Consider the following 22928-nt stretch of genomic DNA (forward strand, 5'->3'; position numbering starts at 1 on the left):
CATCTAACCATCAAAAACACAATTCCATCCGGCCACCCTTCCCCCCGCATCCATCAACCACCCCACCTCAGTGAGACAGCCACAGCGCAAGAGCCAAAGAGCAAACCAAATACTCTTCCCTCAACAGATATACAGATTGAAAGAACAAGGTCTCGTCCGAGGCCAGAACCCTGACCAACGGCACCACCGCATCGCTGCGAGGGAGGAGACCGGCGCCGTAGCGGCGGGGGAGAGCATCTAGCGGATCTCTCCGCGGTTTGCAACCCCGCCTTTTCGGCGCCCCGACCAGAACCGTGTGGCTCGTCGTCGGTGAGGGGCTTCTACGGCCCAAGGCGGGGGGAGTCAACACGGGGTCGCACATGCCGTCACATAGCTGCCATAACTCCCAACCCCTTGACATTGCTGCCGGCGTTACATTGCGCGCCTGCCTTTTCGGTTGACTTGGCAGCCGGTCCTCAAGAAGTTCCCCGCCGGGACCACTCGGGACATGACAACAGTATGATTTCCAACCTGCGCCTCGCTCTTTGCCTTTGCGTCGCCTTCGCCGTCCCCGCGGCCGACGCCACCCCGGCATTGGAGCCTCCCGCAGAAGCGCAGAGAATCGTCACCGTGGAGCCGGGGGATACGCTGGGCGGGCTGCTCGGCGATGCCGGGGTCGAGGCGGCCGAGGCCCATGCCGCGATCGCCGCCCTCACCCCGGTGTTCGAGCCGCGCCACCTGGCCGTGGGGCAGGAGGTCGGGCTGCGGCTGGATGCGGAGAACGCCCTCATCGGCCTCGAGATCGCACCACGCCCCGGCCATACCATTGCGCTTCATCGCCAGGATGAAGGTTGGGCGGTGCAGGAAGTGGTCACCCCCCGCCTCCGCCACCTCGCGCGCGTGGATGCGGAGGTGACCGGCGGCGTGTTTGCCGCCCTCACCCGCGCCGGCCTGCCCGCGCCGCTGACCCATTCGCTGATCCGCGCCCTGTCGCATGAGGTGGATTTCCAGCGCGACCTGCAGCCGGGTGACCAGGTCTCGGTGGCGTTCGAGCGGCTGCGCGGCCCGGATGGGGATCTGCTCGGCCACGGCCAGCTGCATTATGCGGCGCTCAGCCTGTCGGGGCGCATGCTGGAAATCTGGCGCCATGCCGGGCCGGACGGCAATGTCGCCTGGTATCGCGCCGATGGGCGGCCGCTGCGGAGCGGCTTCCTGCGCACCCCGCTGGATGGCGCCCGGCTGACCTCTGGCTTCGGCATGCGCCGCCACCCGATCCTGGGCTACAGCCGCCGCCATGCCGGGCTGGACTTCGCCGCCCCCACCGGCACGCCCATCTTCGCCGCGGCCGATGGCGTCGTTGCCTCGGCGCGGAGCGAGCGCGGCTATGGCCGTACCGTGCGGCTGCGCCATCCGGGTGGGGTGGAGACGGTCTATGCCCATATGTCGCGCTTCACCCGCGGTCTGAAGGCGGGCGATCGGGTGCGGCAGGGGGCGGTGATCGGCGCGGTGGGCTCCACCGGCATGTCCACCGGCCCGCATCTGCACTACGAGATCCGCATCGCCGGGGTGCCGCAGAACCCCGCCCGCGTGGCGCTTCCGGGCGGCGCGCCGCTGCGGGGCCGGGAACTGGCCGCTTTCCAGGATAGCCGGCGCGCGCTGAACGAACATATGGCGAGCCTGACCGCCAGCCACACCGAAGTGGCGCTGGCGGCCGACTGATCCCGCTCAGTCGCCGCCCGCCAGGCTTTCCTCCAGCCGGATCTCGGGGGAAAGCCGGCTCGGCAGCAATTCGCCGCGCCGTTCCAGCAGCGGGTGCGCCACCATCGCGAAATGCGCGCCGATCCGGCGCAGGTCGCGCACCGCATCCAGCAGCAGCCCGGCCGCCGCACCGCCCTCCGCCGCAGTGCGATCCGCGGCCTCCGCCATCCGGGCCAGGGCCAGGCGCTCCGCCTCGCGCAGCGCCTCCTTCTCCCGCACCAGGCGGCGGGCGGCCTCGGCATCCTCCCGCATGAAGACGGCGACGGCCAGGCGAAGCTGCGCCTGCAGGCGCAGATGCAGCGCGGCAAGTTCGGCCGCGATGTCCTCGGGCAGCACCAGGCCCCGGCGCAGGCGCTTGGTGGCCAGGCCGCCCAGGTCGCGGTCCAGCACATCCCCCGCATGTTCCAGGGAAACCGCGAAGGCACGGATCTCGGCCAGGCGCCGTGCCTCCTCCTCCCCCAGGATCTCCTGTGGAATGCGGGCCAGGTAGAACTGCACCTGCCGGTGCAGGCGGTCCACCACGTCATCCAGCCGCTTGGCCGCCTTCGGACCTTCCCGGTTGCCATCCTGGAAGGCGGCGGCGGAGGCGGCGAGCATCGCCTCCACCGCATCGGCAATCCGCAGCACCTCCCGCGCCGCATTGGCCAGCGCCACCGGCGGGGTCTCCAGCGCTCCGGTATCAAGGTAGCGCGCGGCGCCGGCATCCTCCGCCTGCGGCCGGTCCGGCACCCAGCGTTGCAACAGGCGGGCCAGCGGCCCGAGCAACGGCCAGGCCAGCAGGGCCGTGCCCAGGTTGAAGGCCAGATGCGCCTGCGCCGCCGCCAGCGCGGTGACACTGCCCAGCAGCGCCGCGGCCTGCGGCAGCAGCGCCAGCACGATCGCCGCCCCCACCACCCGGTTCGCCAGATTGCCGAGCGCCACGCGCAGCCGCGCCCGGTCCGGCCCGGCCTCTCCCAACGCGGCCAGCAGCGGGTTCAGCGCGCTGCCGAGATTGGCGCCCAGCACCATGGCGATGCAGGCCTCCGCCCCCACCGCGCCGGAAGCCGCCAGCGCCGCGATGAACAGCATGGCCGCGACGGAGGAATGCGCCGCCCAGGCCAGCACCGCCGCCACCAGCAGGTTGGGCAGCGGCATCGCCGCGATGGCGCCCAGCACCTGGTGCAGCGCCGGCGAGGCCTCGACCGGCTCCATCGCCTGCCCGATCAGGTGCAGGGAGGTCAGCATCAGCCCGAGCCCGATCGCCACCCGCCCCAGATCCCGCGCCCGCCCGGCCGCGCCGCGGCGGAAGGCGACGACGCCGCCCAGGATCAGGGCAGGCGCCAGGAAGCCGGTGGGGAAGGACAGCACCAGCACGATCAGCGCCGTGCCGAGATTGGCACCCAACATGCCCGCCAGTGCCGGCGCCAGCGCCACGCCCGCGCCAGCCGCGAAACTGCCGAGCATCAGCGCCGTGGCGGTGGAGGATTGCAGCGCGGCGGTGATGGCCAGCCCCGCCAGCACCGCCCGCCCGCGCCCGCCGAGGCCTACACCCAGCACGTGGCGCAGCCGCATCCCGAAGCCGCGCTGCACGCCGGACTGCACCATGTGCAGCCCCCACAGCAGCAGCGCCGCATGTCCGGCCAGTTCCACCAGCAGCAGCGCCTGCGACAACGCCCGCACCTCCATCAAAAAGCGCCCGACGCGGCGGCGCGTGTCATAAAACTGCAATATCGCAGCCTAGACCTCTCCCGGGCTGTTTCAAACTGCCATCCTGGCCTCCGGTTCAGGGATCACCGCGTCGGGATGTGATGGATCTTCGGTAACCCCTTCCCACCGAGGCAGGCGGCGTCCATCTTGCTGCGATGAACTGGACCCTGATCCTCGGCGCCGTCGGCTGCCTAGTAGCTTGCTTTGCAGCGGCCTCGACCGGCGCCATCTTCAAGCCAGGGGCCTGGTATGCCGGCCTCCGCAAGCCCTGGTGGAATCCGCCGAACTGGCTGTTCCCGATCGCCTGGTCGATCCTGTTCCTGATGATGGCCGCGGCCGGCTTCCTGGTGTGGCGGGAGGATGGGCTGGGCCTGCCGATGCTGGTCTGGGCCGGGCAGCTCGTGCTGAATGCGGGATGGTCGGCGGTATTCTTCGGCCTGCGGAAACTGGGCTGGGCGACGATCGAGGCCGTGGCGCTGTGGTCCGCGATCCTTGCCTGCATCCTGCTGTTCGCGCCGATCTCCACCACCGCCGCCTGGCTGATGGTGCCCTATCTGGCCTGGGTCAGCTTCGCCGTCTTCCTGACCTACACCATGTGGCGGCTCAACCCCGGGCCGCACCCGGTGATCCGCCGCGAGGAGATCGGCAACCTGACCCAGCGGGCGCAGATGTAGCTGTCGGGGTTTCTGACGCCGCGCCGGCCTGCCCGGCGCCATCATCCAGCAGCGGCCTGATTCGCCAACCCGTTCCCGAGTGGCATCGATGTTGCTGCCTCCCTGCCCCATGAGCAATTTCAGGCGCTGGGAGCATTATTGATGCAGGCGAGAAACCGGCTATTCGGCACGATCGCGCTGATCGGCGCCAGCCTCGCTGTCCTTGCCGCGGCCCTGGCGGGACCGCTGGCCGCAACCGACATCCTGCGGCAGTTCAACCTCGTCACCATTGGCGACTTCTCCAGCAATTCAGACGTCGAGGGTCGCAGCGCCATTGGTGGCAACCTCACCGCCGGCGCCACCTTCTTCAACAACCCCGGCGCGGCCGAGGCCTCCGCCTTCCGAGCGCTGACGGTCCAGGGCAGCGCCACCACGGGCGGCCCGCTGAACGTCAACAATGGCGGCGGTGTCACCATCGCCGGTTCGGCCGCCGGCATCATCAACACCAATGGCGGCGGCGGGCGGTCCATCGGCGGCGGGCCGGATGACCCCGCGCCGAACCCGCTGCCCGATTTCACCGCGACCTTCGTCACGCCGCTGACCGCGCTTTCGGCGCAGCTGGCCGGGCTCGCGGCGAACAGCCTGCTACCCGGCCCGGCCACGCCCGGCTTTCCCAACAACCTGCCGATCACCGCCAGCGCCGGCCCTGGCCTTGCCGTGTTCCACGTGACGGTGGCGGAGCTGTCCGCCTTCGCCTCCTTCAGCGTGAACCTGAATGGGCGCGAGGGGGCGATCATCAACGTGACCGGCGCCTCCTATACCGGCCAGGCGAATTTCCTGAACGCCGTCAGCGTCTCGCGGGACGTGATCTGGAACTTCGTGGATGCCACCAGCATCGACTTCCAGCGGCAATGGGGCGGCACGGTGCTGGCGCCGCACGCCACCGTCCGCAACCACACGCCGATAGAAGGCAGCCTGTTCGCCGCCGCCTATGACGGGCGGGGGGAATTGCACAGCCAGCCGATCCGCTTCGACCTGCCCGTCAGCCACCCGGTGCCGGTGCCGGAGCCGGCGAGCCTGGCGCTGTTCGGCCTCGGCCTGGCCGGTCTCGGACTGGTAAGGCAGCGCCGGCGCGCCGGCTGAGATCCTTCAGCGCGCGGGCCGCCCCGGTGCGGGCCTCGCCGGTGCGGGCCTCGCCGGGGCGTGCCGCCGGATGCTGCCATCGCGCTGCGGCACGGCGATGGGCGCCACCTCCACCCGCGCCGTGCCGCTACGTCGCATGCCGAGCTGGGTGGCGGTGCGCGGGCTGACATCGATGATGCGGTGGCGCGCGCGTGGCCCCCGGTCCTCGATCCGCACCTGCGCCGACTGGCCAGTCGCCAGGTTGGTCACCCGCGCGACGGTGCCGAGCGGCAGCGTCCGGCTGGCGGCGGAGTTGGAGCGCGCATGGAACCGCGACCCGTTGGCCATGCGCTGGCCATGAAAGCGCTGATGATAGAAGGAGGCCTCGCCCCGCTGGATGCGGCCGGATGTGTCGTCCCCCGGCTGGGCGGGCGCCGTATTCGCCGCGACCGGCGTGGCGCCCAGACAGACCAGCCCGGCCAGCGCCAGAAGCCATTTCCGAAGACCGGACATCGAACCTCCCTCGCTGCCTGTCATGGAACAGGACGCGAGGCGGCCGCGATGGTTCCGTCAGTCCGCCCAGTACAGCCGGTCCGGGTTGTCCACCGTCACCCGGCGGATCAGCGCCGGGTCATCGGTCATCGCGCCCAGCAGATCCACCAGGTCGCCATCATTCGGCATGTCGCCGGCGATGTTCGGGTGCGGCCAGTCGGTGCCCCACAGGCAGCGATCCGGCGCCGCCGCCAGCAGCGCCTGGGCGAAGGGCACCGAATCCAGGAAGGGCGCGCCGGCGGAGGAAACCCGTTCCGACCCGCAGATCTTCACCCAGGCCAGCGGGTTCTTCATCAGCTCCAGAAGCTGCCGGAAGGCGGGCTGCCCGACGCCATCCTTCGCCTTCACCCGGCCCATATGGTCGATGACGAAGGGGATGCGGATGGCCGCGATGGTCTCCGCCAAGGGCACGATATCCTGCGCATCCAGGTGCAGCACCACATGCCAGCCCAGCGCCTCGCACTGGGACAGTACGCGCTGGAAGACCGCCATCTCCGGCATGCCGCCCAGATGGCGGACGAAGTTGAACCGCACGCCGCGGATGCCGCCTTCATGCAGGCGGGCGAGTTCCGCATCCGTCACGCCCTTCTCCACCACCGCGACGCCGCGCATCGTGCCGCCGGACCGCGCGACGCCGTCCAGCGTCACCGTCATGTCGCTGCCGTGGCAGGAGGCATGGACGATGACGGCGCGGGAGATGCCGAGCTTGCGATGCAGCGCCACCAGCCCCTCGAAGGGGGCATCGGGCGGCGTGTAGGCGCGGTCCTCGGCATAGGGGAACACCGCGCCGGGGCCGAAGACGTGGCAATGCGCGTCGCAGGCGCCGGGCGGCAGTACCAGGCGGGGGGTGCGGGTGTCCGGGTCCGGGCCCTTGCAGGTGGGGATATCTTTCTTCACTGCCGGGGGATTCCTGCCTTCTCGATCACTTCCGTCCAGCGCGCGGTGTCGGCGCGGAGCAATTCGCCCATCGCCGCCGCCGTGCCGCCGCGCGGCTCCACCCCCACCTGGGTCAGGGTGGCGCGCAATTCGGTGCTGCCCAGCGCCTCATTCACCGCGGCGTTGATGGCCGCGATGGCCTCGGGCGGCGTGCCGCTGCGGGCGACCAGGGCGTTCCAGCTGGCGACGTCGTAATCCGGCACCCCGGCTTCCATCAGCGTCGGCACATCCGGCAAATTCTCCGCCCGCGTGGCGGAGGTGACGGCCAGCACGCGGAGCGCACCGGCCCGGATCTGGCCCATGATCGGCCCGGTGATCTCGAAGGCCGCATCCACATCGCCGCGGATCACCGCCGTGGTCAGCGCCGGGGTGGCGGGGAAGGCGATGGTCTCGAACCGCGCATCGGCGCGGATCTTGAACAGCTCCGCCGACAGGTTCTGGGTGCTGCCGGCGGTGATGCTGCCGATGTTCAGCCGCCCCGGATTGGCCCGGAGCCGCGCCAGCAGCCCGGCGATGTCCCGGTCCGGCGCATTCGGCGCCACCACGATGGCGATGGGGAAGGCACCCATGGTGACCACGGGGGCGAAATCCGTCAGCGGGTCGAACGGCAATTGCCGGAACAGCGCCTTGCTGATGGCGGTGCCGTTGGAGGCGACGAGCAGCGTATGCCCATCGGCCGGCGCCGCCATCAATTGCTGCCCGGCGACGATGCCGCCGGCGCCCGGGCGATTGTCGATCACCACCGGCTGGCCGAGCCGTTCGGCGATGCGCTGCGCCACTGCCCGCGCCGTGAGGTCCGCGACGCCGCCCGGCCCGAAGGGGACGACGATGCGGATCGGGCGCTGCGGCGCCCAGGCGGAGGGGGAGGATTGTGCGCGGGCGGTGCCGAGGGCCGGCAGGGCCAGCGCCGCGCCGAGCACGGCGCGACGGGTGGTTGTCATCACGGACCTATTCCTGCCTCACATCGTCACATTGGCGCGGCGGATCACCTCGCCCCAGCGTTCCCGCTCCGCGATGATCAGGTCGCGGAACTGCTCCGGCGTGCCCGGTGCGGCATCGGCGCCCTCGGCGGCCAGGCGCGGCTTCAGCTTCTCGCTCTGCAGCGCCTTCGTGCTGGCGGCGTTGATGCGGTCGATGATCGGGCGCGGCGTGCCGGCGGGGGCCACCAGGCCATACCACTGCACCGCATCGAAGCCGGTGACGCCCTGTTCATGCAGCGTCGGGATATCCGCGGCGCTGGAGATGCGGGTCAGGGAGGACACGCCGATGGCGCGCAGCATTCCGGCCCGGATCGGCGGCAGGATGGGCGGGCCGCCCGTCATCGTCATGTCGATCTGGCCGCCGATCAGGTCGTTCATCATCGGGCCGGTGCCGCGATAGGGCACGTGCACCAGCTCGATCCCCGTCGCCAGGCACAGCGCCACCACGGCGGTATGCGCGGCCGAGCCATTGCCGCCGGAGCCATAGGTGATGGTGCCCGGCGCGGCCTTGGCGCGGGCGATCAGCTCCTGGACATTGGTGATCGGCAGCTTGGTGGTGTTCACCGCCAGGATGTTGGCGACATTGGCCACCAGCACGATCGGCGCGAAGGAGGTGACCGTGTCGAAGGACAGGTTGCGGTAGAGCGAGGGGTTCACCGCCAGCGTGCCGATATGGCCCATCATCAGCGTGTAGCCATCCGGCGGGGACCGGACCACCATCTCGCTGCCCAAGGTGCCGCCGGCGCCGGCGCGGTTCTCGATCACGAAGGGCTGGCCGAATTCCTCCTGCAGCTCCGCGCCGAGGGAGCGGGCCAGGATGTCCGTGCTGCCGCCGGGGGTGAAGGGCACCACCAGGCGCACCGGCCGCTCCGGCCAATTGCCCTGGGCGCGCAGGAGTCCGGGTGTCGCGAGAAGGCCGGCGCCGGCGAGCAGCGCGCGGCGTGGCAGATGCAGCCTGGTCATGTTGTTTCCTCCGCTTGGATCAGCGCGCCTTCGCGCGTCAGTTCGTTGATTTCCTGGGCCGACAAGCCTGCCTCGGCCAGCACGTCAGGCCCCGCGGCGCCGAGGCGCTGCGCGGCGGGCAGGCTCGGCGCCATCCCGCCCGAGAGGATGTTGGGCGCGCCGATGGCGAAGGTGGCGCCCTCCGTCGGGTGCTCCTCCTCCCGCACCATGCCGGTGGCGCGGAGGTGCGGGTCGGTGAGCAGGGATTCGATGGTGTTGTAGGGCATCGCCGGCACGTCGTGCTGGGTGAACAGCGCCAGCCATTCGGCGGTGGTCCGGCCCACCAGCGCGGTCGCGCGCAGGGCGAAGTATTCCTTGGTATGCGCCGTCCGTACCGCGACGGTCGCAAAACGCGGATCCTCGATGAGTTCGGGGCGACCGATGGCGCGGAAGAAGCCATGCGCCTGCGAGTCGGTGTTGGCGGAGACGGCGATGAAGCCATCCGCGGTCTTCAGCGGCCGCGCCTCCGGGCTCAGCACCCGCTGGTCGCCGGGCGGGCCGAGGGCGGGGCGGAAGGACATCGGGCCGAGATGTTCCTGCAGCACGAAGGCCGCCATGTTCTCGAACATCGGGATTTCCAGGCTCTCGCCGCGGCCGGTCTTTTCCCGCCGGTACAGCGCGAAACCGATCTGCTGGGCCGCGATCAGGCCGCAGACATGGTCGGCGACCAGCATCGGCACGTAGCGCGGCTCCCCCGTGCTGGCCTCGAAACATCCCGCGATGCCGGAGACGCCCTGGATGACCGTGTCGTAGGCCGGCTTGCCGGCATAGGGGCCATCGGTGCGGAAGCCGACGATCGAGCAATGGATCAGCCGCGGCAGTCTTTCCCGAATTGTCGCCGCATCCACGCCGAGGCGCTTCTGGGCCTCCGGCCGGATGTTGGTCACCAATATGTCGCAGCGCGCGGCGATGCGGGCCAGCACGGCCTTGGCGCGCGGGTGCTTCAGGTCCAGGCAGATGGAGCGCTTGCCGCGGTTGAAGTTGAGGAACTTCCCCGCCATGCCCGGCGTGCGCCCCTTGCCGCCGAGCTTGCGCAGCAGGTCGCCATCCGGGCTTTCCAGCTTGATGACCTCCGCCCCCTGTTCCGCCAGCACCCCGGTGCAGACGGGGCCGACGACGACGGAGGACAGGTCCAGCACGCGCAGCCCGGAAAGCGGCCCGCTCATCCTCAGACCAGTTCTTCGAGGGCCTGCGGAAACAGGCGCATATAGGCCTCGCCATGCACCATCGGCTTGCCGGAATTGCGACCGCCCTGCATGCCACGGTTCAGCGCGACGCGCTCATAATAGGCCCAGAGGTGCTTCTGGGCGGGCAGGCACTGGAAGGCCTTGAACTTGGTTTCCCACACCTCGGAGATGTTCAGCAGCACATCCGGCTTGAAGTCGCATTGCTCGGGCTGGTGCGGCTCGAACAGGAACATGGCGGGGGCGGAATAGGTGTAGTCGGCCTGCGGCTTGTGGCCCATCGCCTGGGCGATGACGCGCGCCTGCTGGGCGAAATGCGCGGCCTCTGGGTGGTCGAAGTTGTACGGGTCCTTCAGCGCATGGCTCAGGACGAAGCTCGGGTTCAATTCGCGAAAGATGTCGATGGCGCGGTCGAGCATCTCCGGCGTGTTGCCCAGCGGGTAGTCGCCGGCATCCATGAACTCGATCTCGGCGCCGAGCACCGCGGCCGCCGCCTCGGCCTCCGCCTTGCGGCCCGCCTTCACGGATTCCAGCGTGGCGCCCTTCTCCTTCCAGGCGAACTGGCTCTCGCCGCGCTCACCATAGGACATGCAAAGGATCTTCATGCGGTAGCCGCGCTTCGCATGCAGCGCGATGGCGCCGCCGGCGCGCCAGACGAAATCGCCCGGATGGGCGGTGATGACGAGACCGGTCTTGGACATGCAATTCCTCGGGGTTGGCACGGTTGGCCCTGAGAATGGTCGCGACAGCCCGATGCGACAAATGGAAAGAACGGCGTGACTATGCCGTTTTGTGCATCCATGCGGACCCTCAAGCGCCGGGCGGCCGCTGCGCGGCCTTGGCTGCGCGGCACAGGCCGCGGCGGCCCTTCGGCCGCTCGCCCGCCTTTGTCGGGCGCAGGGTGCAGCGAATTCCGGCGCAGCTTGCGCCCGGTTTCAGGCGCTGGGCGCTGCGGCCACCTTGTCCCGCGGCCGCGCCCGGAAATGCCGCCGCAGCAGCGCCAGCAGCGCCTCCGCCGCCGGGGACATCGGCACCCCGCGGCGGGACACCACGCCGAGGCGCCGCAGCACCCCCGGATCGCGCAGCGGCACCGCCACCACGCCGGCAGACCCGCTGGCATCCACCGCCAGCCGCGGCACCACCGCCAGCGCCAGGCCGGATTCCACCATGCTGATGGCGGTGGCCAGATGCTGCACCTCATACCGCCACTCCATCGCATCCCGCCTGGCGCCCAGCGCCTCATCCAGCAAAGCCCGGTTGCCGGTATGCGGCGCCACGCGCACCAGCGGGCGGCCCTCCAGATCGGCCCAGGACAGGTGCGGGCGGCTGGCGAAATCATGCGCGGCCGGGCAGGCGACGACGAAGGCCTCGGTCAGCAGCGGCACGATATCCAGGTCCCACCGATTGGCCGAGACGATGGTGATGCCAAACTCCGCCTCCCCCCGCGCCACGCAATCGGCGATCTCGCTGGCCGAATTGTCATAGACCTTCACCGTCACCGCCGGATGCGTCTGCGCGAACTCCACCAGCAGGCGCGGAATGTGGTGCACGGCGATGGTCGGCAGGCAGCCGATGGTCACCGATTCCTCGCCCCGCCCGGCGCCGGCGCGCAACTCGGACAGCACCGCGACCAGCGCCTCCACCGGCCCGCGCGCCCGGCCGGCCAGTTCCAGGCCCGCCGGCGTCAGCGTCACCTGCCTGGTGGTGCGCGCCAGCAGGCGGCAGCCCAGGGCTTCCTCGAATTTGCGGATGCGATGGGACAGGCCGGTCTGCGACAGGTTCAGATGCGCCGCCGCCTTGCGGAAGGACCCACGCTCCGCGATCGAGAGAAAGGCTTCCAGCCCGAGGAAATCGACCGCCATCTCAGGCCGTGCGGCCCTGGTCGAGCAGGATGCAGACCTGGCCCTCCTCGATCGTCACATCCCAGACCAGCAGCGGTTCCCAGCACGGTTCGGCCGTGGCCTGGCCGGTGCGGATGTCGAAGCGGCCGGCATGGGCGGCGCATTCCACCTCATCGCCGATCACCCGTCCCTCCCCCAGATGGCCCGGCCCGTGGCTGCACGCATTCTGCGTGACGAAGAAGACGCCGCCGAGGTTGAAGACGGCGAAATCCCCCTCCGCCGTCTCCACCTTGCGGCCCTCGCCTTCCGGGACGTGGGTTGTGGGGCACAGGCGCAGCATCACTCCGCCGCCGGCCGCATTCGCCCCGGCAGGGCGAGGCCGGTGAGGTCGCTCACACGCGCAAAGCCGCGCCGGGCGCAAAAGGCCTGAAGCCCGTCCAGCACGTTGAGCATCGCATTGGGGCTGACGAAGCTGGCGGTGCCGACCTGCACGGCGCTCGCACCCGCCATCAGGAATTCCACCGCATCCTCCGCGCTCGCGATGCCGCCCACGCCGATCACCGGAATCCGCACCGCCTGCGCGCATTGCCAGACCAGCCGCAGCGCGATGGGCTTGAAGGCCGGCCCGGAAAACCCGCCCATGCCCGCGCCCAGCTTCGGCGCCATGCGCTCGATATCTATGGCCAGCCCCAGGATGGTATTGGCCACCACCACCGCATCCGCCCCCGCTTCCTCCACCGCCCGCGCCACGGCGGCGATATCCGCGGTGTTGGGCGACAGCTTGGCCCAGAGCGGCAGCGTGCAGGCCGCGCGCATCGCGGCAATGGCCGCGGCGGCGGAGTGCGGGTGCATGGCGAAGGCGCGGCCATCCTCCTCCAGATTGGGGCAGGAGATATTGGCCTCGATGGCCGCCACACCCGGCGTCCCCGCCAGCCGCGCCGCGGCCTCGGCAAAGGCCGCGACCGAATCGGCCGAGAGCGAGACCACCAGCGGCGGCGCGAAACGGCGCCATTCCGCCATCGCGTGCACGCAGAAATGGTCCAGCCCCTTGCCGGGAATGCCGATGGAATTCAGCACCCCCGCCTCCGTCTCGCATAGCCGCGGCAGGGGATTGCCCTCCCGGTATTGCGGCGTGACGGATTTCGTCACCAGCGCGCCCAGCCGATTGAGGTCGAAGACCTGCGCCAGTTCCGGCCCGAAGGTGCCGGAGGCCGGCATCACCGGGTTGGCCAGCGGCAGGCCGCCGATCTGGACCGCCATGTTCACCATGCGAGCGCCGCCTGCAGGTCAAACACCGGCCCCTCCGCGCAGACGCGCAGATTCTGCACGGTGCCATCCGGCGCGCGAATCTGCCGCACGCAGCAGAAACACATGCCGAGGCCGCAGCCCATCTGCTGTTCCAGCGCGATCTGCCCGGGAATGCCGTATTCGGCCGCCAGCCTTTGCAGCAGCAGGAACAGCCGGTTCGAGCCGCAGGTGAACACCGCATCCGGCCGGTCCGCGCCCTCGAACCTCGCGCGCAGAAACGCCTCCACCGCCGGTACCGCGCTGCTGCCGTCGCTGTCGAACACCGAAGTGATGGCGGCGCCGGAATCGCCCGCGAATTCCGCCGCCATCAGATCCTCCGGCGCCTGCGCCGACAGCACCGCCTGCACCGCGATGCCCTGCGCCGCGGCGGCCTCCGTCAGCGGCGCCAGCGTGGCGAGGCCGACCCCGCGCACGACGATCAGGATACGCCGCCACCCCGGCTCCAGCCGGAACCCCTGCCCGAGCGGCCCGAGCAGCGAAAGCCTTTCCCCCACCCGCAGCGCCGCCAGCGCCGCCGTGCCGCGGCCCTTCACATGCAGCAGGAAGCCCAGCTGCCGCCCCGGCCCGCAGCGCCAGATGCTCATCGGCCGCCGCAGATAGGGGCCGTTGCCCGCGCCATCCCGGCAGAGCAGATGAAAGAACTGGCCCGGACGGCTAGCGGCGGAGAGCTCCGGGGCGTCCAGCAGCAGCCGGTGGTAGCGGCGCCCGACCGGCGCGCTGTCCACCACCCTCGCCGTCGCCTCCACCACCGGATGCATGGCCGCTTACCGCAGCAAGCTGCGGTTGCGCCGGGGTGTCGGCCCACGGAAGCGGGCGGAAGGTGCCTCCCCCAGCCCGAAGCGCAGGCCGAGCCGGCGCAGCCGCGCCTTGCGCCAGGCCAGCGCCGCGAGCGCCAGGTCGCCGATCGCCATGCCCTGCAGCACCGCCAGCACATTCTGCGACGCATCGCCGCGCCCCGGCGCCAGCCCCGCCGCGACCAGCCCGAGATCAGGCCCGACCTTGCGGGCCAGCGCCATTTCCGTGGTGGCGCCGCCGGCGATCCAGGCGCCGAGGTTGCCGCCGGGGCGGCTGAAATCGGCACTGTCCACGAAGAAGGCCCCGGCCCAGCCGAGCACATCCGCATCCACATCCGCCTGCCCCAGCGCCACCAGCGTGGCGCCCGGTTGCAGATCGGCGGCAGTGATCACCGGCGCCTCCGCGCTGCTGAGGGTGATGACCAACCCGGCCCGGGACGCGGCCTCCGCCGGGCTGCCGGCCGGTTGCAGGGCGAGGCTACCCTTGTGGGTGGCGCAGAATTCCTCGACAGCGTCCGCCCGCCGCGCCGCGACATGCAGCGTGGTCAGCCCCGGCAGGGCCAGCGCCAGCGCCGCGGGCAGATGGGCGGCGATGCGACCGGCGCCGATCACCGCCGCCTGGGTGATGCCCGGCGGTACCAACAGTTTCGCCGCCAGCGCCGCCGTGCTGGCCGTGCGCAGCGATCGCAGCCAGGACGCCTCGATCAGCGCCAGCGGGCGGCCCTTGATGTCCGCCATCCAGAACCAGTCCCGCGCCGCCTCACCTTCCGACAGCAGGCGGAAGCCGGCCAGGCCTGAATCCGGCAGCACGGCGCCCTTCACCCGGAACTGGGCGCCCGGCGTCGCGAGGCGCAGGCTGGGCGGGTCGGACAGCAGCTGGCGGGCCTGACCATATTCCTTCCAGGCCTCCTCGACCGCGTCCAGCGCCTCCTCCGGGGCTACCAGCCCCTCGGCTTCGCCGGCTCGGAGAATGAGGAAATCGTCGTTGTCCATGCGGCGCCCGGCCCAGTGTGCAGCGCGATGGTGGGGCGGCGCGGCGCCAATGCCAAGGGGCGTCACGCTTGCGGCCATCTTGCCACCCGCACCACCCTGGGCAAGCCTGCCCGCATGGATCGCATCGCCCCCGACCTTGCCGACCTCGCCCGGCGCCTGTTCGAGGAACTGCGCGCAGCCGACCATGACGGCACCGGCATCACGCGGGAAACCTACGGGCTGGCCGAGACGGCGGCGATGCGGCGGATCGAGAAGCTGGCGCAGCAGGCCGGGCTCGCCACGGAATGGGATGCCGCCGCGAACCTGCACATCACCCTGCCCGGCACCGACCCGGCCCTGCCCGCCGCCGCCTGCGGCTCGCATCTCGACAGCGTGCCGCAGGGTGGCAATTTCGATGGCGCGGCGGGGGTGATCGCGGGGCTGCTGGCGCTGCTCGGCGCGCAGCGGGCCGGGCCACGCGCGCGCAGCCTGAAGCTGCTGGTGCTGCGCGGGGAGGAAAGCGCCTGGTTCGGCCGGCCCTATCTCGGCTCCTCCGCCCTGTTCGGCGCCTTCGACCCGAAATGGCTCGACCTGCCCGGCCTGCAGGACCCTGAACTGAAACTGCGGGAGGCCATGGCGCGGGAGGGTGCGGAGGTCGCGGTCGTCGAAGCACGCAGGCCCCTTCTGGACCCCGCCAGCCTGTCGCATTTCGTGGAACTGCATATCGAGCAGGGGCCGGTGATGGTGGCACGCGGCGTGCCGGTCGGCCTGGTCTCCGGCATCCGCGGCAATTTCCGGCACCCCGCCGCACGCTGTGTGGGGGAGGCCGCGCATTCCGGCGCGGTGCCGCGCTGGCTACGGCGGGATGCGGTGCTGGGGGCGGCGGACCTCGCCATGCGGCTGGATGCCAGCTGGCGCACCCTGCTGGAACGCGGCGAGGATCTGGTGATGACCTTCGGCATCTTCACCACCGACCCGCGCGAGCACGCCATGACCCGCGTGCCCGGGGAGGTGCGCTTCAGCCTGGAATATCGCAGCGAAAGCGAGGCGACGCTGGCCGATTTCCTGGAACTGGCGGAATCGGAAGCCGCCGAGATCGCGCGCGAACGCCGCGTGCGGATCGAGCTCGGCCCGGCCGTCCGCACCCCGCCCGCCGTGATGGACAAGCGTCTGCTGGCCCTGGCGCGACGGCTTTGCACCGAGGGCCAGATACCGCATGAGGTGCTGGCCAGCGGCGCGGGCCATGACGCGGCGATCTTCGCCAATGCCGGCGTGCCCGCCGCCATGGTGTTCGTCCGCAACGAACACGGCAGCCACAACCCGCGGGAGGCGATGGAGATGGATGATTTTCTCGAAGGCGCCGCGGTGCTCCAGGCCATCCTGCTGCACGGTGCGGAGGCGGTGGGCCGATGACCGAAGATCACGGCATCGGCCGCCGCACCGCGCGCATCCTGCTTGATACCGGCAGCATCCTGCTGCGGCCGGACCGGCCCTTCATGCTGTCCTCCGGCTGGGCCAGCCCGGCCTATCTCGACATGCCGCGCGCCTTGTCCTTCCCACTCGCCCGCCGCGCGCTGCTGGCGGGTGCCGAGGACCGCATCCTGGCCGAGGTCGGCTTCGATGGCTTCGATGCGGTGGCGGCGACCGAACAGGGCGGCATCGCCATCGGCGCCATGCTGGCCGAGCGCTTCCACCTGCCCTTCGTGACGGTGCGGAAGCGGGCGCAGGGGTTCGGCGCGGATGCGCATATCGAGGGCGCGCTGCGGCCCGGCGCGCGCACGTTGCTGGTGTCCGACGTCACCACCGATGGCCGCAGCAAGGCCGGCTATTCGCGCGCCCTGACCCGTGCGGGGGCGGAGGTCACGCAGATTTTCGTCATGTTCAAATGGGGCATCTTCGACCGCGTGGTGACCGACATCGCCGATGTCGGCGCCCGGCTGTTCGCGCTGGCGACCTGGGAGGATGTGCTGCCAGAGGCCGAGGCGCGCGGTGCCCTGCCGCCCGCGGCGCTGGCGGAGCTGCGCCGCTACCTGGCGGACCCCTTCGCCTGGTCGGCGGCCCATGGCGGGCTGGCGGCGCCGGGTTAGGCGCGTTCTGACTGATCGAACCCCACCGGCCCTTGCCCGCGCCCGCCCAGGACGGGCGAATGCCTGTTCACGCGGATGCCATGCCGCGCCACGCCCGACCTGGCCCGCAGCCCACGCGGCATCCGCATCAAATGGTACTGGAATAGATACGAAGCTTGAGCGACATTTCTCCCACCAGACGGCTTGCGAGGGCCGGTTGATCCTGCGGCTCAGCCCACCCAGGCGCACAGCGTCTCCGTCCACTCATCTGGAGCCGGTCTGCACCGTTTCGCCTTTGTGAAGCTGCAGTCAGCAGCCTGCCTGAGCAACGGACATCTGGTGAGGGAGGGACATCATGCCGAAGTGTCTGACATGCGGGACGCCGGTCAATGCGGGCAAGCATTTCTGCGACGTCCATATTCCCGCTCCTAAAGCGGAGAAGCCCCACGAAAAAATGCGAAGGCAGGCACAGGAAAAACAGATGGCCGCCTCCCTTGCATTGGCAAAGGAGAACGAACCGAAATTCCTGAAGAAGCAGAAGGACGGGATGGAGGCGGCGGCACTGGCGCAAGCCAAGGCAAAGGAGATCGCAGGCCAGGTCCAACAGGCGGCGGCCGCGATCGCCAATCTCGTGAAAGGGTACCGGAACGACCAGCCCGGCACGAATGCCGGCTCCAACGGAACCCAGGGGGGAACCAACAACCCACTCACCTTCGACAAGTCAGGTTGGGGCGGCGTGACGCCGGCCGAGGTCACCCCCTACATCAAGGGCTTCGACAACTCCATTTCAGGCGTCAGCAAGATTCGCTTCAAGCATGAGGGCCACCAGGATGTGTTGGTCCACATCATATTGTAGCGCGAGCAGGGCTTCCCGAAGGTAGCCGGCAACTCCTGCCCGGGTGCCCATCACGGCGGCAACTGAGCCGCCGTGATGATTCGGCCTCAGCCGGTGGCGGAAACCTGGCTTCCCTGCCGGTGCCCGCCAAGATGCCGCCAGCCGGGTGCTGGCGGCGGGGTGCGGATCAGCGGCGCATGCGGACGTGGCGCAGTTCCAGATCCTCATTCGCCCGCAGCGGCAGTTCCGCCACCGTGTCGCGCACGGCGAAGATCTGCGGTTCCTGGTGCAGCGGGATCATCGGCAGCAATTCCTGGAAGCGCGCCCAGTACTGGCCCGCCAATTCCTGCCGCTTCGCCTGGTCCGTCTCCACCGCGATCTGGCGCAGCAATTCGGCCATGCGGTCATCCTGGAAGCCGCCCCAGTTGAACGACCCCTCGCCCAGCAATTCGCGGCCCGGATTGGTGATGTCGAAATTCCCGGGCGTCCAGCCGAGCAGGTAGAACATGTATTCCTTGTTCGCACCGCGCTGCAGGAAGCGGCCGAAGGGAATGCTCTCGAGCCGCGCCTGGATGCCGACGCGCTGCAACATGCCCACGGCGGCCTGGCAGATCGCCTCGTCATTCACATAGCGGTTGTTCGGGCAGCTCAGCGTGATCGGGAAGCCGTTCGGGAAGCCGGCTTCCGTCAGCAGGCGGCGCGAGGCGGCGGCATCGAAGGGCAGGCGCTGGTTCTGCGCCTCGACAAAGCCGCTGATGGCGGTGCCGATCGGCAGGCCGGAGGCGACGGTGGCGTTGCGCAGGATCACGCGGGTGATCGTGCCCATGTCGATCGCCTGGTACATGGCGCGGCGCACGCGCACGTCGCGCAGCGGGTTCGGCGTGCCCGGCGCATCGGCGTTCTCGGCGCGGTTCACGTCGAAGGCGAAGTAGATGGTGCGCGCCGTCGGGCCCTGGATCAGCCGCAGGCCCTGCGCCTGGGACACGCGCGGCACGTCCTGCAACGGCACATGGTACATCGCGTCCAGTTCGCGCGACAGGATCGCGGCGACGCGGGTCGGCGCGCTGGCCACCGGGCGGAACACGGCGCGGGTGATGCCGTGCTGCGCCTGGTCCCACCAATCCGGGTTCGGCACCAGCACGGTGCGTTCATCGGCCAGGCGCTCCGCCACGCGGAAGGGGCCGGTGCCATTGGCGTTGAGCTGCGGGAAGGTGCTGGTCGCACCCGGCTGGCCGGCGCGCGCCACGGCCATGGCGTTGTTCGCTTCGATCCAGGCCTTGGAGGTGATGAAGAACAGCGTCAGATCCTGCAGCAGGATCGGGTTCGGGCCGCGCGTCTCGAATTCCACCGTATGGTCGTCGATGGCGCGCACAGCGGCGACGGACTGCACGACATAGGCCATGTCGTTCTGCTTCACACGCTCCGCCGCATGCACCACATCGGCCGCCGTGAAGGCCTCGCCGCCATGGAACTTCACGTTGCGGCGCAGATGGAAGCGCCAGGTGGTGGGCGAGGTCATTTCCCAGCGTTCGGCGAGCGCCGGGGAGAGTGAGCCATCCGGCTCCCGCCGTACCAGCGGCTCATAGACGTTGGACTTCATGGCGTTGGTGACGCCATGGTTGTTGGCGTGCGGGTCGAGGCCCAGGATGTCGTTGGCGGTCGCCCAGGTGAAGGTGGCGGCCTGCGCGGCGGGCATGGCGGCCAGCATCGGGCCGGTGATCAGCGCACCGAGCGCCAGCGCGCCGAGGGCGCCGCGCAGCGTCATGCGGGTGTTTGTACGCAACATTGTGCCTTTGTTCCCTGTCTTGGCAGGGCGGCAGGATGCCTAGGCCGCAGGCATTCTGTCCAGCGCATCAGGGCTGCCTCATCGCAGCATCGCCTGTTCCGGCGGCGCCAGCGGCAGCAGCAGGTGGGACGGGTGTTCCGCATCCACGAACAGCGTGTTCACCGCCACCCGCATCCGACGCGCCGCGCCCTCCGCCTCCCCGGTCTGCGGGTTGATGTCGTAATGGGGGAATTCGCTGGCGGCGATGTCGAGCCGGATCCGGTGCCCGGCCAGGAAGCGGTTGGCGGTGGGGAACAGCTCCACCGTGATGGCGGTGGGCTCCCCGGGCACCATCGGGTGCGGGTTGGCGGGGTCGTCGCGGTAGCGGCAGCGCAGGATGCCCTCGCACAGGTTCATCGCGAAGCCCTGCGGGAAATCCGCGCTAGCGGGGTGCACATCGATAAGCTTGGCCGTGATGTCCGTATCCGGCGCATCACTCGCCACCCAAAGCCGCGCGGTGACCGGGCCGATCACCTCCACATCCTGCTCAAGCGGCGGGGTCTGGAACACCAGCACATCGGCGCGCGAGGCCAGTGGCAGGAAGGGTGCGCGGCAGCCGAAATGCCCGGGCCTCTCCCGCTGATCCATCGGCCCGCCGGTGATGACGGGTTCCATGGAGGTGATGGCACCGCCGATGGTCGGCACCGGGTGGCGCGGGTCGGCATCCCAGGATAGCGGCGCGCTTCCGGCATCGGGCGCGGCTTCCGCCAGGCTGCCATCGGCATGCAGGTGGAAGGGCACGATCCGCGTGCCGGGCAGCGGCCAATCGGCGCCGCTGCGCCAGCGCCCGCCGTGGTCCAGCAGGCCCTTTTCCGTGCGCCGTCCGCTGCCGCCACCCATGACGAAGACCCGCACCGCGGGGTCCGCCTCCACCCCGTTCGGCGCATCCTTCAGCCAGCGATCGAAGACCCGCAGCCGGAAGGCGCGCCAGTCGCCGGCCCAGGAATCGAGCGTCGCGTCAGGCCCGAATTCCACCTCCCCGAACGCCGTCTCGCTGCGGTTGCCATGCGTCCAGGGCCCGAGGATCAGCGAAGGCGTGCCGCGCCCGGCATCGCGCAGCCCGCAGAAATTCTCGGTCGCGGTGCGCGGATAGGGGTCGTACCAGGACGACATGTGCACGGTCGGCACCGCCGCGTAGCGGTCGTGCCAGCCGCGCGCATAGATGCCGAGGCGCTGCCAGTATTCGTCCCGCGCGCCGTGTTCCCATTGCTCGAACAGGTAGTCCTCGTAATCCGGCGCGTGGCGCACCGGGGAATGGCCGCGCTTCCAGGGAAAGCGGTGGAACCACGCCACCAGATCCTCCGCCGCCAGGGCGGCCGCGCGCACCGGGTCCGCCTTGGTCTCCGGCGCCAGGCGGGCCTGGTTGAAGGCCCAGCTTGCCTGTTTCAGCTCGAAGGCGCCGCCGCGGCGGATGCCGCCCTGCCAGGCGTCGGAGAAGCCGCCGGAATCGAGGATCTGCACGGCAAGCCCCGGCGGGTCGAGGCAGCCCAGCGCCGCCTGGGTGTGGGCGGCATAGCTCAGCCCCATCGTGCCGATGCGGCCATTGCACCAGGGCTGTGCCACGATCCAGGCGCAGCAATCGTATCCGTCCTCGCCATCGGACAGATACTTGATGAATTCGCCCTCGCTGCCGTAGCGGCCGCGGCAATCCTGATAGACCACCGCGTAGCCGTGCCGGACGAAGTATCCGGCCATGGCCTCCCGCGTCCAAGGCTCCGGCTCCGCCGCGCTACGTTCGGAGCGGGAGGTTTCGCGCTTGCCGTAGGGTGTGCGTTCCAGGATGACGGGCCAGGGGCCGTCACCCTCCGGCAGCCAGGCATCGGTGGCCAGGCGCACGCCATCCCGGCAGGGCACCATCGCCTCGATGCCGCGCATCTCAGCGCGCCGGAGTCAGGTGATGCGCCAGCGTGCTTTCCTCGACGCCGCCCGAATAGGTGAACTCCGCCCGGTGCGCCCAGACATTATCCGGGAAATGCAGCGGGATGATCCCGGCATCGCGCGCCGCGATCTGCTGCGCCTGGCGCAGCAGCGCATCCCGCCGCGCCACATCCACCACGGTCCGCGCCTCCCCCATCACCGCATCGAATTCCGCACTGGCATAGCGCCCACGATTGAGGCCGCCGAGGCCGCGGTCCCGGTCGAAGCTGTGCAGCACCTGGGACATGCCGAGCCAGGCATCCCCGGTGGTGTGCCCGAAGCCGATCAGAAACGCCGAAAATTCGCGCCGCCCGGCGCGGGTGAAGAACATGTTGGAGGGCATCACCTCCACCCGCGCATCGAGCCCGATGCGCGCCCAGAACTGCGCCACCGCCTGCGCCGTCTTGTCATCCTCGACATAGCGGTTGTTGGGCGAATGCAGCGTGATGCGGAAGCCCTGCGGGAAGCCGGCCTCCGCCAGCAGGCGGCGCGCCGCGGCGGCATCGAAATCCGGCACCGGCAGCGATGGGTCGAAGCCCAGCTGGCCCTGTACCGCCAATTGCCCGGTGGGCCGCGCCGCGCCGGACAGCACGCGGTCCACGATGGCCGCGCGGTTGATGGCGATGGACAGCGCCTGGCGCACCCGCACATCCTTCAGCGGATTGGCCGGCAAGGCGCTGCCATCCCGCGCGGTCACGTAGGGGGATGGATCATTCGCCTGGTCCAGCCCGAGATAGATCATGCGGGAGGAGGGGGAGGAGGTGACCCGCACTTCCGGCCGCGCCCGCAGCCGCGCGATCTCGCCGGGCGGCACCGCCTCGATCAGATCGGCATCGCCGGCCAGCAGGGCGGCCATGCGGGCCGCGTCATTCGCCACCGGGCGAATGGTCGCGGTGGCGAAGGCCGGTTTTTCCCCCCAATAGCCATCATGCCGCGCCAGCCGCAGCGCCTGGCCGCGCTGCCATTCCACGAAGCGCCAGGGGCCGGAGCCCACGGCGGCGCGGCCGCTGTTGAAATCCGCCGTGGTCGCATCCGCCGCGACGCGCGCGGAGACGATCCAGGCGGTCATCGCATTCAGCGGGATCGAGGGGTCCGGCCCGCGGGAGCGCAGGCGGATGGTGCGCGCATCGACGATCTCGATGGCGCTGACGCTGCCGGCGAGGCGAATGAAGGGCGCCGGGCTGTTTGGCACCTTCGGCATGCGCTCCAGCGAGAAGCGCACATCCTCCGCCGTCACCGGGCTGCCATCGTGGAAGCGCGCATCGGGGCGGATGCGAAATTCCCACACATCCGGCTCCGGGTTGGAGAATTCGGTCAGCCCCGCCACCGGCTTCAGGTCCCGGTCGGAGGCGACCAGCGCCTCGAACATGTGCCGCGCCACCGCCTGGTTGGCGCCGACCAGGGCGAAATGCGGGTCGATCGAGGAGGTCTCCGTCTGGATCGCGATCCGCGCCTCCTGCGCCATGGCGGGAAGGCCGAAAGCCAGGGCGGCAAGCAGAAGGGGCAGGCGGCGCATGG

General features: G+C 70.3%; 21 protein-coding genes. 6 read left to right on the plus strand and 15 right to left on the minus strand.

The genetic code is table 11. The features are described from left to right. Positions 1-498: 498 nt before the first annotated feature. Positions 499-1698 (plus strand): M23 family metallopeptidase, encoded by a 1200-nt coding sequence (locus Q8S40_RS06880; protein ID WP_305669789.1) that lies wholly within the window; start codon positions 499-501, stop codon positions 1696-1698. 6 nt (positions 1699-1704) lie between these two features. On the opposite strand, the gene Q8S40_RS06885 is transcribed toward Q8S40_RS06880, so the two are convergent. Beyond that, positions 1705-3444, minus strand: a complete 1740-nt coding sequence (locus Q8S40_RS06885; RefSeq protein ID WP_305669790.1) for a Na/Pi cotransporter family protein — start codon at positions 3442-3444, stop codon at positions 1705-1707. A gap of 134 nt (positions 3445-3578) precedes the next feature. On the opposite strand from Q8S40_RS06885, the gene Q8S40_RS06890 reads away from it, so the two are divergent. Both Q8S40_RS06890 and Q8S40_RS06895 read left to right on the plus strand, forming a co-directional pair. After that, a complete protein-coding gene (locus Q8S40_RS06890; protein ID WP_305669791.1) occupies positions 3579-4097 on the plus strand; it encodes a TspO/MBR family protein in 519 nt (172 codons plus the stop codon). A 141-nt stretch (positions 4098-4238) separates the two neighbouring features. Beyond that, positions 4239-5219, plus strand: a complete 981-nt coding sequence (locus Q8S40_RS06895) for a choice-of-anchor A family protein (RefSeq protein ID WP_305669792.1) — start codon at positions 4239-4241, stop codon at positions 5217-5219. 6 nt (positions 5220-5225) lie between these two features. Here the strand turns inward: Q8S40_RS06895 and Q8S40_RS06900 are convergent, their stop codons facing one another. The 11 genes from Q8S40_RS06900 to Q8S40_RS06950 all read right to left on the minus strand — a co-directional run bounded on the left by Q8S40_RS06900 (position 5226) and on the right by Q8S40_RS06950 (position 14788). After that, a complete protein-coding gene (locus Q8S40_RS06900) occupies positions 5226-5711 on the minus strand; it encodes a septal ring lytic transglycosylase RlpA family protein (RefSeq protein WP_305669793.1) in 486 nt (161 codons plus the stop codon). Between the two features lie 57 nt (positions 5712-5768). Beyond that, on the minus strand, positions 5769-6647 hold the full coding sequence (locus Q8S40_RS06905) for an amidohydrolase (RefSeq protein ID WP_305669794.1): 879 nt from the start codon (positions 6645-6647) through the stop codon (positions 5769-5771). Continuing rightward, positions 6644-7627, minus strand: a complete 984-nt coding sequence (locus Q8S40_RS06910) for a tripartite tricarboxylate transporter substrate binding protein (RefSeq protein WP_304808195.1) — start codon at positions 7625-7627, stop codon at positions 6644-6646. The genes Q8S40_RS06905 and Q8S40_RS06910 overlap by 4 nt, the downstream gene beginning before the upstream one ends. A gap of 18 nt (positions 7628-7645) precedes the next feature. After that, a complete protein-coding gene (locus Q8S40_RS06915) occupies positions 7646-8629 on the minus strand; it encodes a tripartite tricarboxylate transporter substrate binding protein (RefSeq protein ID WP_305669795.1) in 984 nt (327 codons plus the stop codon). Next, entirely contained in the window at positions 8626-9834 is a 1209-nt protein-coding gene (locus Q8S40_RS06920; RefSeq protein WP_305669796.1) for a CaiB/BaiF CoA-transferase family protein, read from the minus strand. Before Q8S40_RS06920 ends, Q8S40_RS06915 begins: the two co-directional genes overlap by 4 nt. Before the next feature lie 2 nt (positions 9835-9836). Continuing rightward, positions 9837-10553: a PIG-L deacetylase family protein gene (locus Q8S40_RS06925; RefSeq protein ID WP_304808201.1), complete on the minus strand. Its 717-nt coding sequence runs from the start codon at positions 10551-10553 to the stop codon at positions 9837-9839. Between the two features lie 234 nt (positions 10554-10787). Continuing rightward, positions 10788-11714, minus strand: coding sequence for a LysR family transcriptional regulator (locus tag Q8S40_RS06930; RefSeq protein WP_305669797.1), 927 nt, complete (start codon positions 11712-11714; stop codon positions 10788-10790). A gap of 1 nt (position 11715) precedes the next feature. Beyond that, positions 11716-12033, minus strand: a complete 318-nt coding sequence (locus Q8S40_RS06935; RefSeq protein ID WP_305669798.1) for a non-heme iron oxygenase ferredoxin subunit — start codon at positions 12031-12033, stop codon at positions 11716-11718. Then, positions 12033-12953, minus strand: coding sequence for a dihydroorotate dehydrogenase (locus Q8S40_RS06940; protein WP_305669799.1), 921 nt, complete (start codon positions 12951-12953; stop codon positions 12033-12035). The genes Q8S40_RS06935 and Q8S40_RS06940 overlap by 1 nt, the downstream gene beginning before the upstream one ends. A 2-nt stretch (positions 12954-12955) precedes the next feature. Continuing rightward, the gene (locus Q8S40_RS06945; protein ID WP_305669800.1) at positions 12956-13759 is read right to left on the minus strand and encodes a dihydroorotate dehydrogenase electron transfer subunit; all 804 of its coding nucleotides are present in this window, start codon (positions 13757-13759) and stop codon (positions 12956-12958) included. 6 nt (positions 13760-13765) lie between these two features. Beyond that, the gene (locus tag Q8S40_RS06950; RefSeq protein WP_305669801.1) at positions 13766-14788 is read right to left on the minus strand and encodes a hypothetical protein; all 1023 of its coding nucleotides are present in this window, start codon (positions 14786-14788) and stop codon (positions 13766-13768) included. Between the two features lie 114 nt (positions 14789-14902). Between Q8S40_RS06950 and Q8S40_RS06955 the strand changes: the two genes are divergently transcribed. The 3 genes from Q8S40_RS06955 to Q8S40_RS06965 all read left to right on the plus strand — a co-directional run bounded on the left by Q8S40_RS06955 (position 14903) and on the right by Q8S40_RS06965 (position 17689). Then, complete coding sequence (locus Q8S40_RS06955) at positions 14903-16180, plus strand: Zn-dependent hydrolase (protein WP_305669802.1); 1278 nt, start codon at positions 14903-14905, stop codon at positions 16178-16180. Continuing rightward, positions 16177-16854, plus strand: a complete 678-nt coding sequence (locus Q8S40_RS06960; protein WP_305669803.1) for an orotate phosphoribosyltransferase — start codon at positions 16177-16179, stop codon at positions 16852-16854. Before Q8S40_RS06955 ends, Q8S40_RS06960 begins: the two co-directional genes overlap by 4 nt. A 334-nt stretch (positions 16855-17188) precedes the next feature. Further along, complete coding sequence (locus Q8S40_RS06965) at positions 17189-17689, plus strand: hypothetical protein (protein ID WP_304808215.1); 501 nt, start codon at positions 17189-17191, stop codon at positions 17687-17689. Between the two features lie 166 nt (positions 17690-17855). Here Q8S40_RS06965 and Q8S40_RS06970 read toward each other — a convergent pair whose 3' ends face one another. The 3 genes from Q8S40_RS06970 to Q8S40_RS06980 form a co-directional block, all read right to left on the minus strand. After that, positions 17856-19454, minus strand: coding sequence for an ABC transporter substrate-binding protein (locus Q8S40_RS06970; RefSeq protein ID WP_305669804.1), 1599 nt, complete (start codon positions 19452-19454; stop codon positions 17856-17858). Positions 19455-19532: 78 nt separating this feature from the next. Then, positions 19533-21368, minus strand: a complete 1836-nt coding sequence (locus Q8S40_RS06975) for a CocE/NonD family hydrolase (RefSeq protein ID WP_305669805.1) — start codon at positions 21366-21368, stop codon at positions 19533-19535. A 1-nt stretch (position 21369) separates the two neighbouring features. Further along, a complete protein-coding gene (locus tag Q8S40_RS06980; RefSeq protein ID WP_305669806.1) occupies positions 21370-22926 on the minus strand; it encodes an ABC transporter substrate-binding protein in 1557 nt (518 codons plus the stop codon). Positions 22927-22928 lie beyond the last annotated feature (2 nt).

It is taken from the genome of Falsiroseomonas sp. (assembly GCF_030695085.1).
Lineage (GTDB): Bacteria > Pseudomonadota > Alphaproteobacteria > Acetobacterales > Acetobacteraceae > Falsiroseomonas.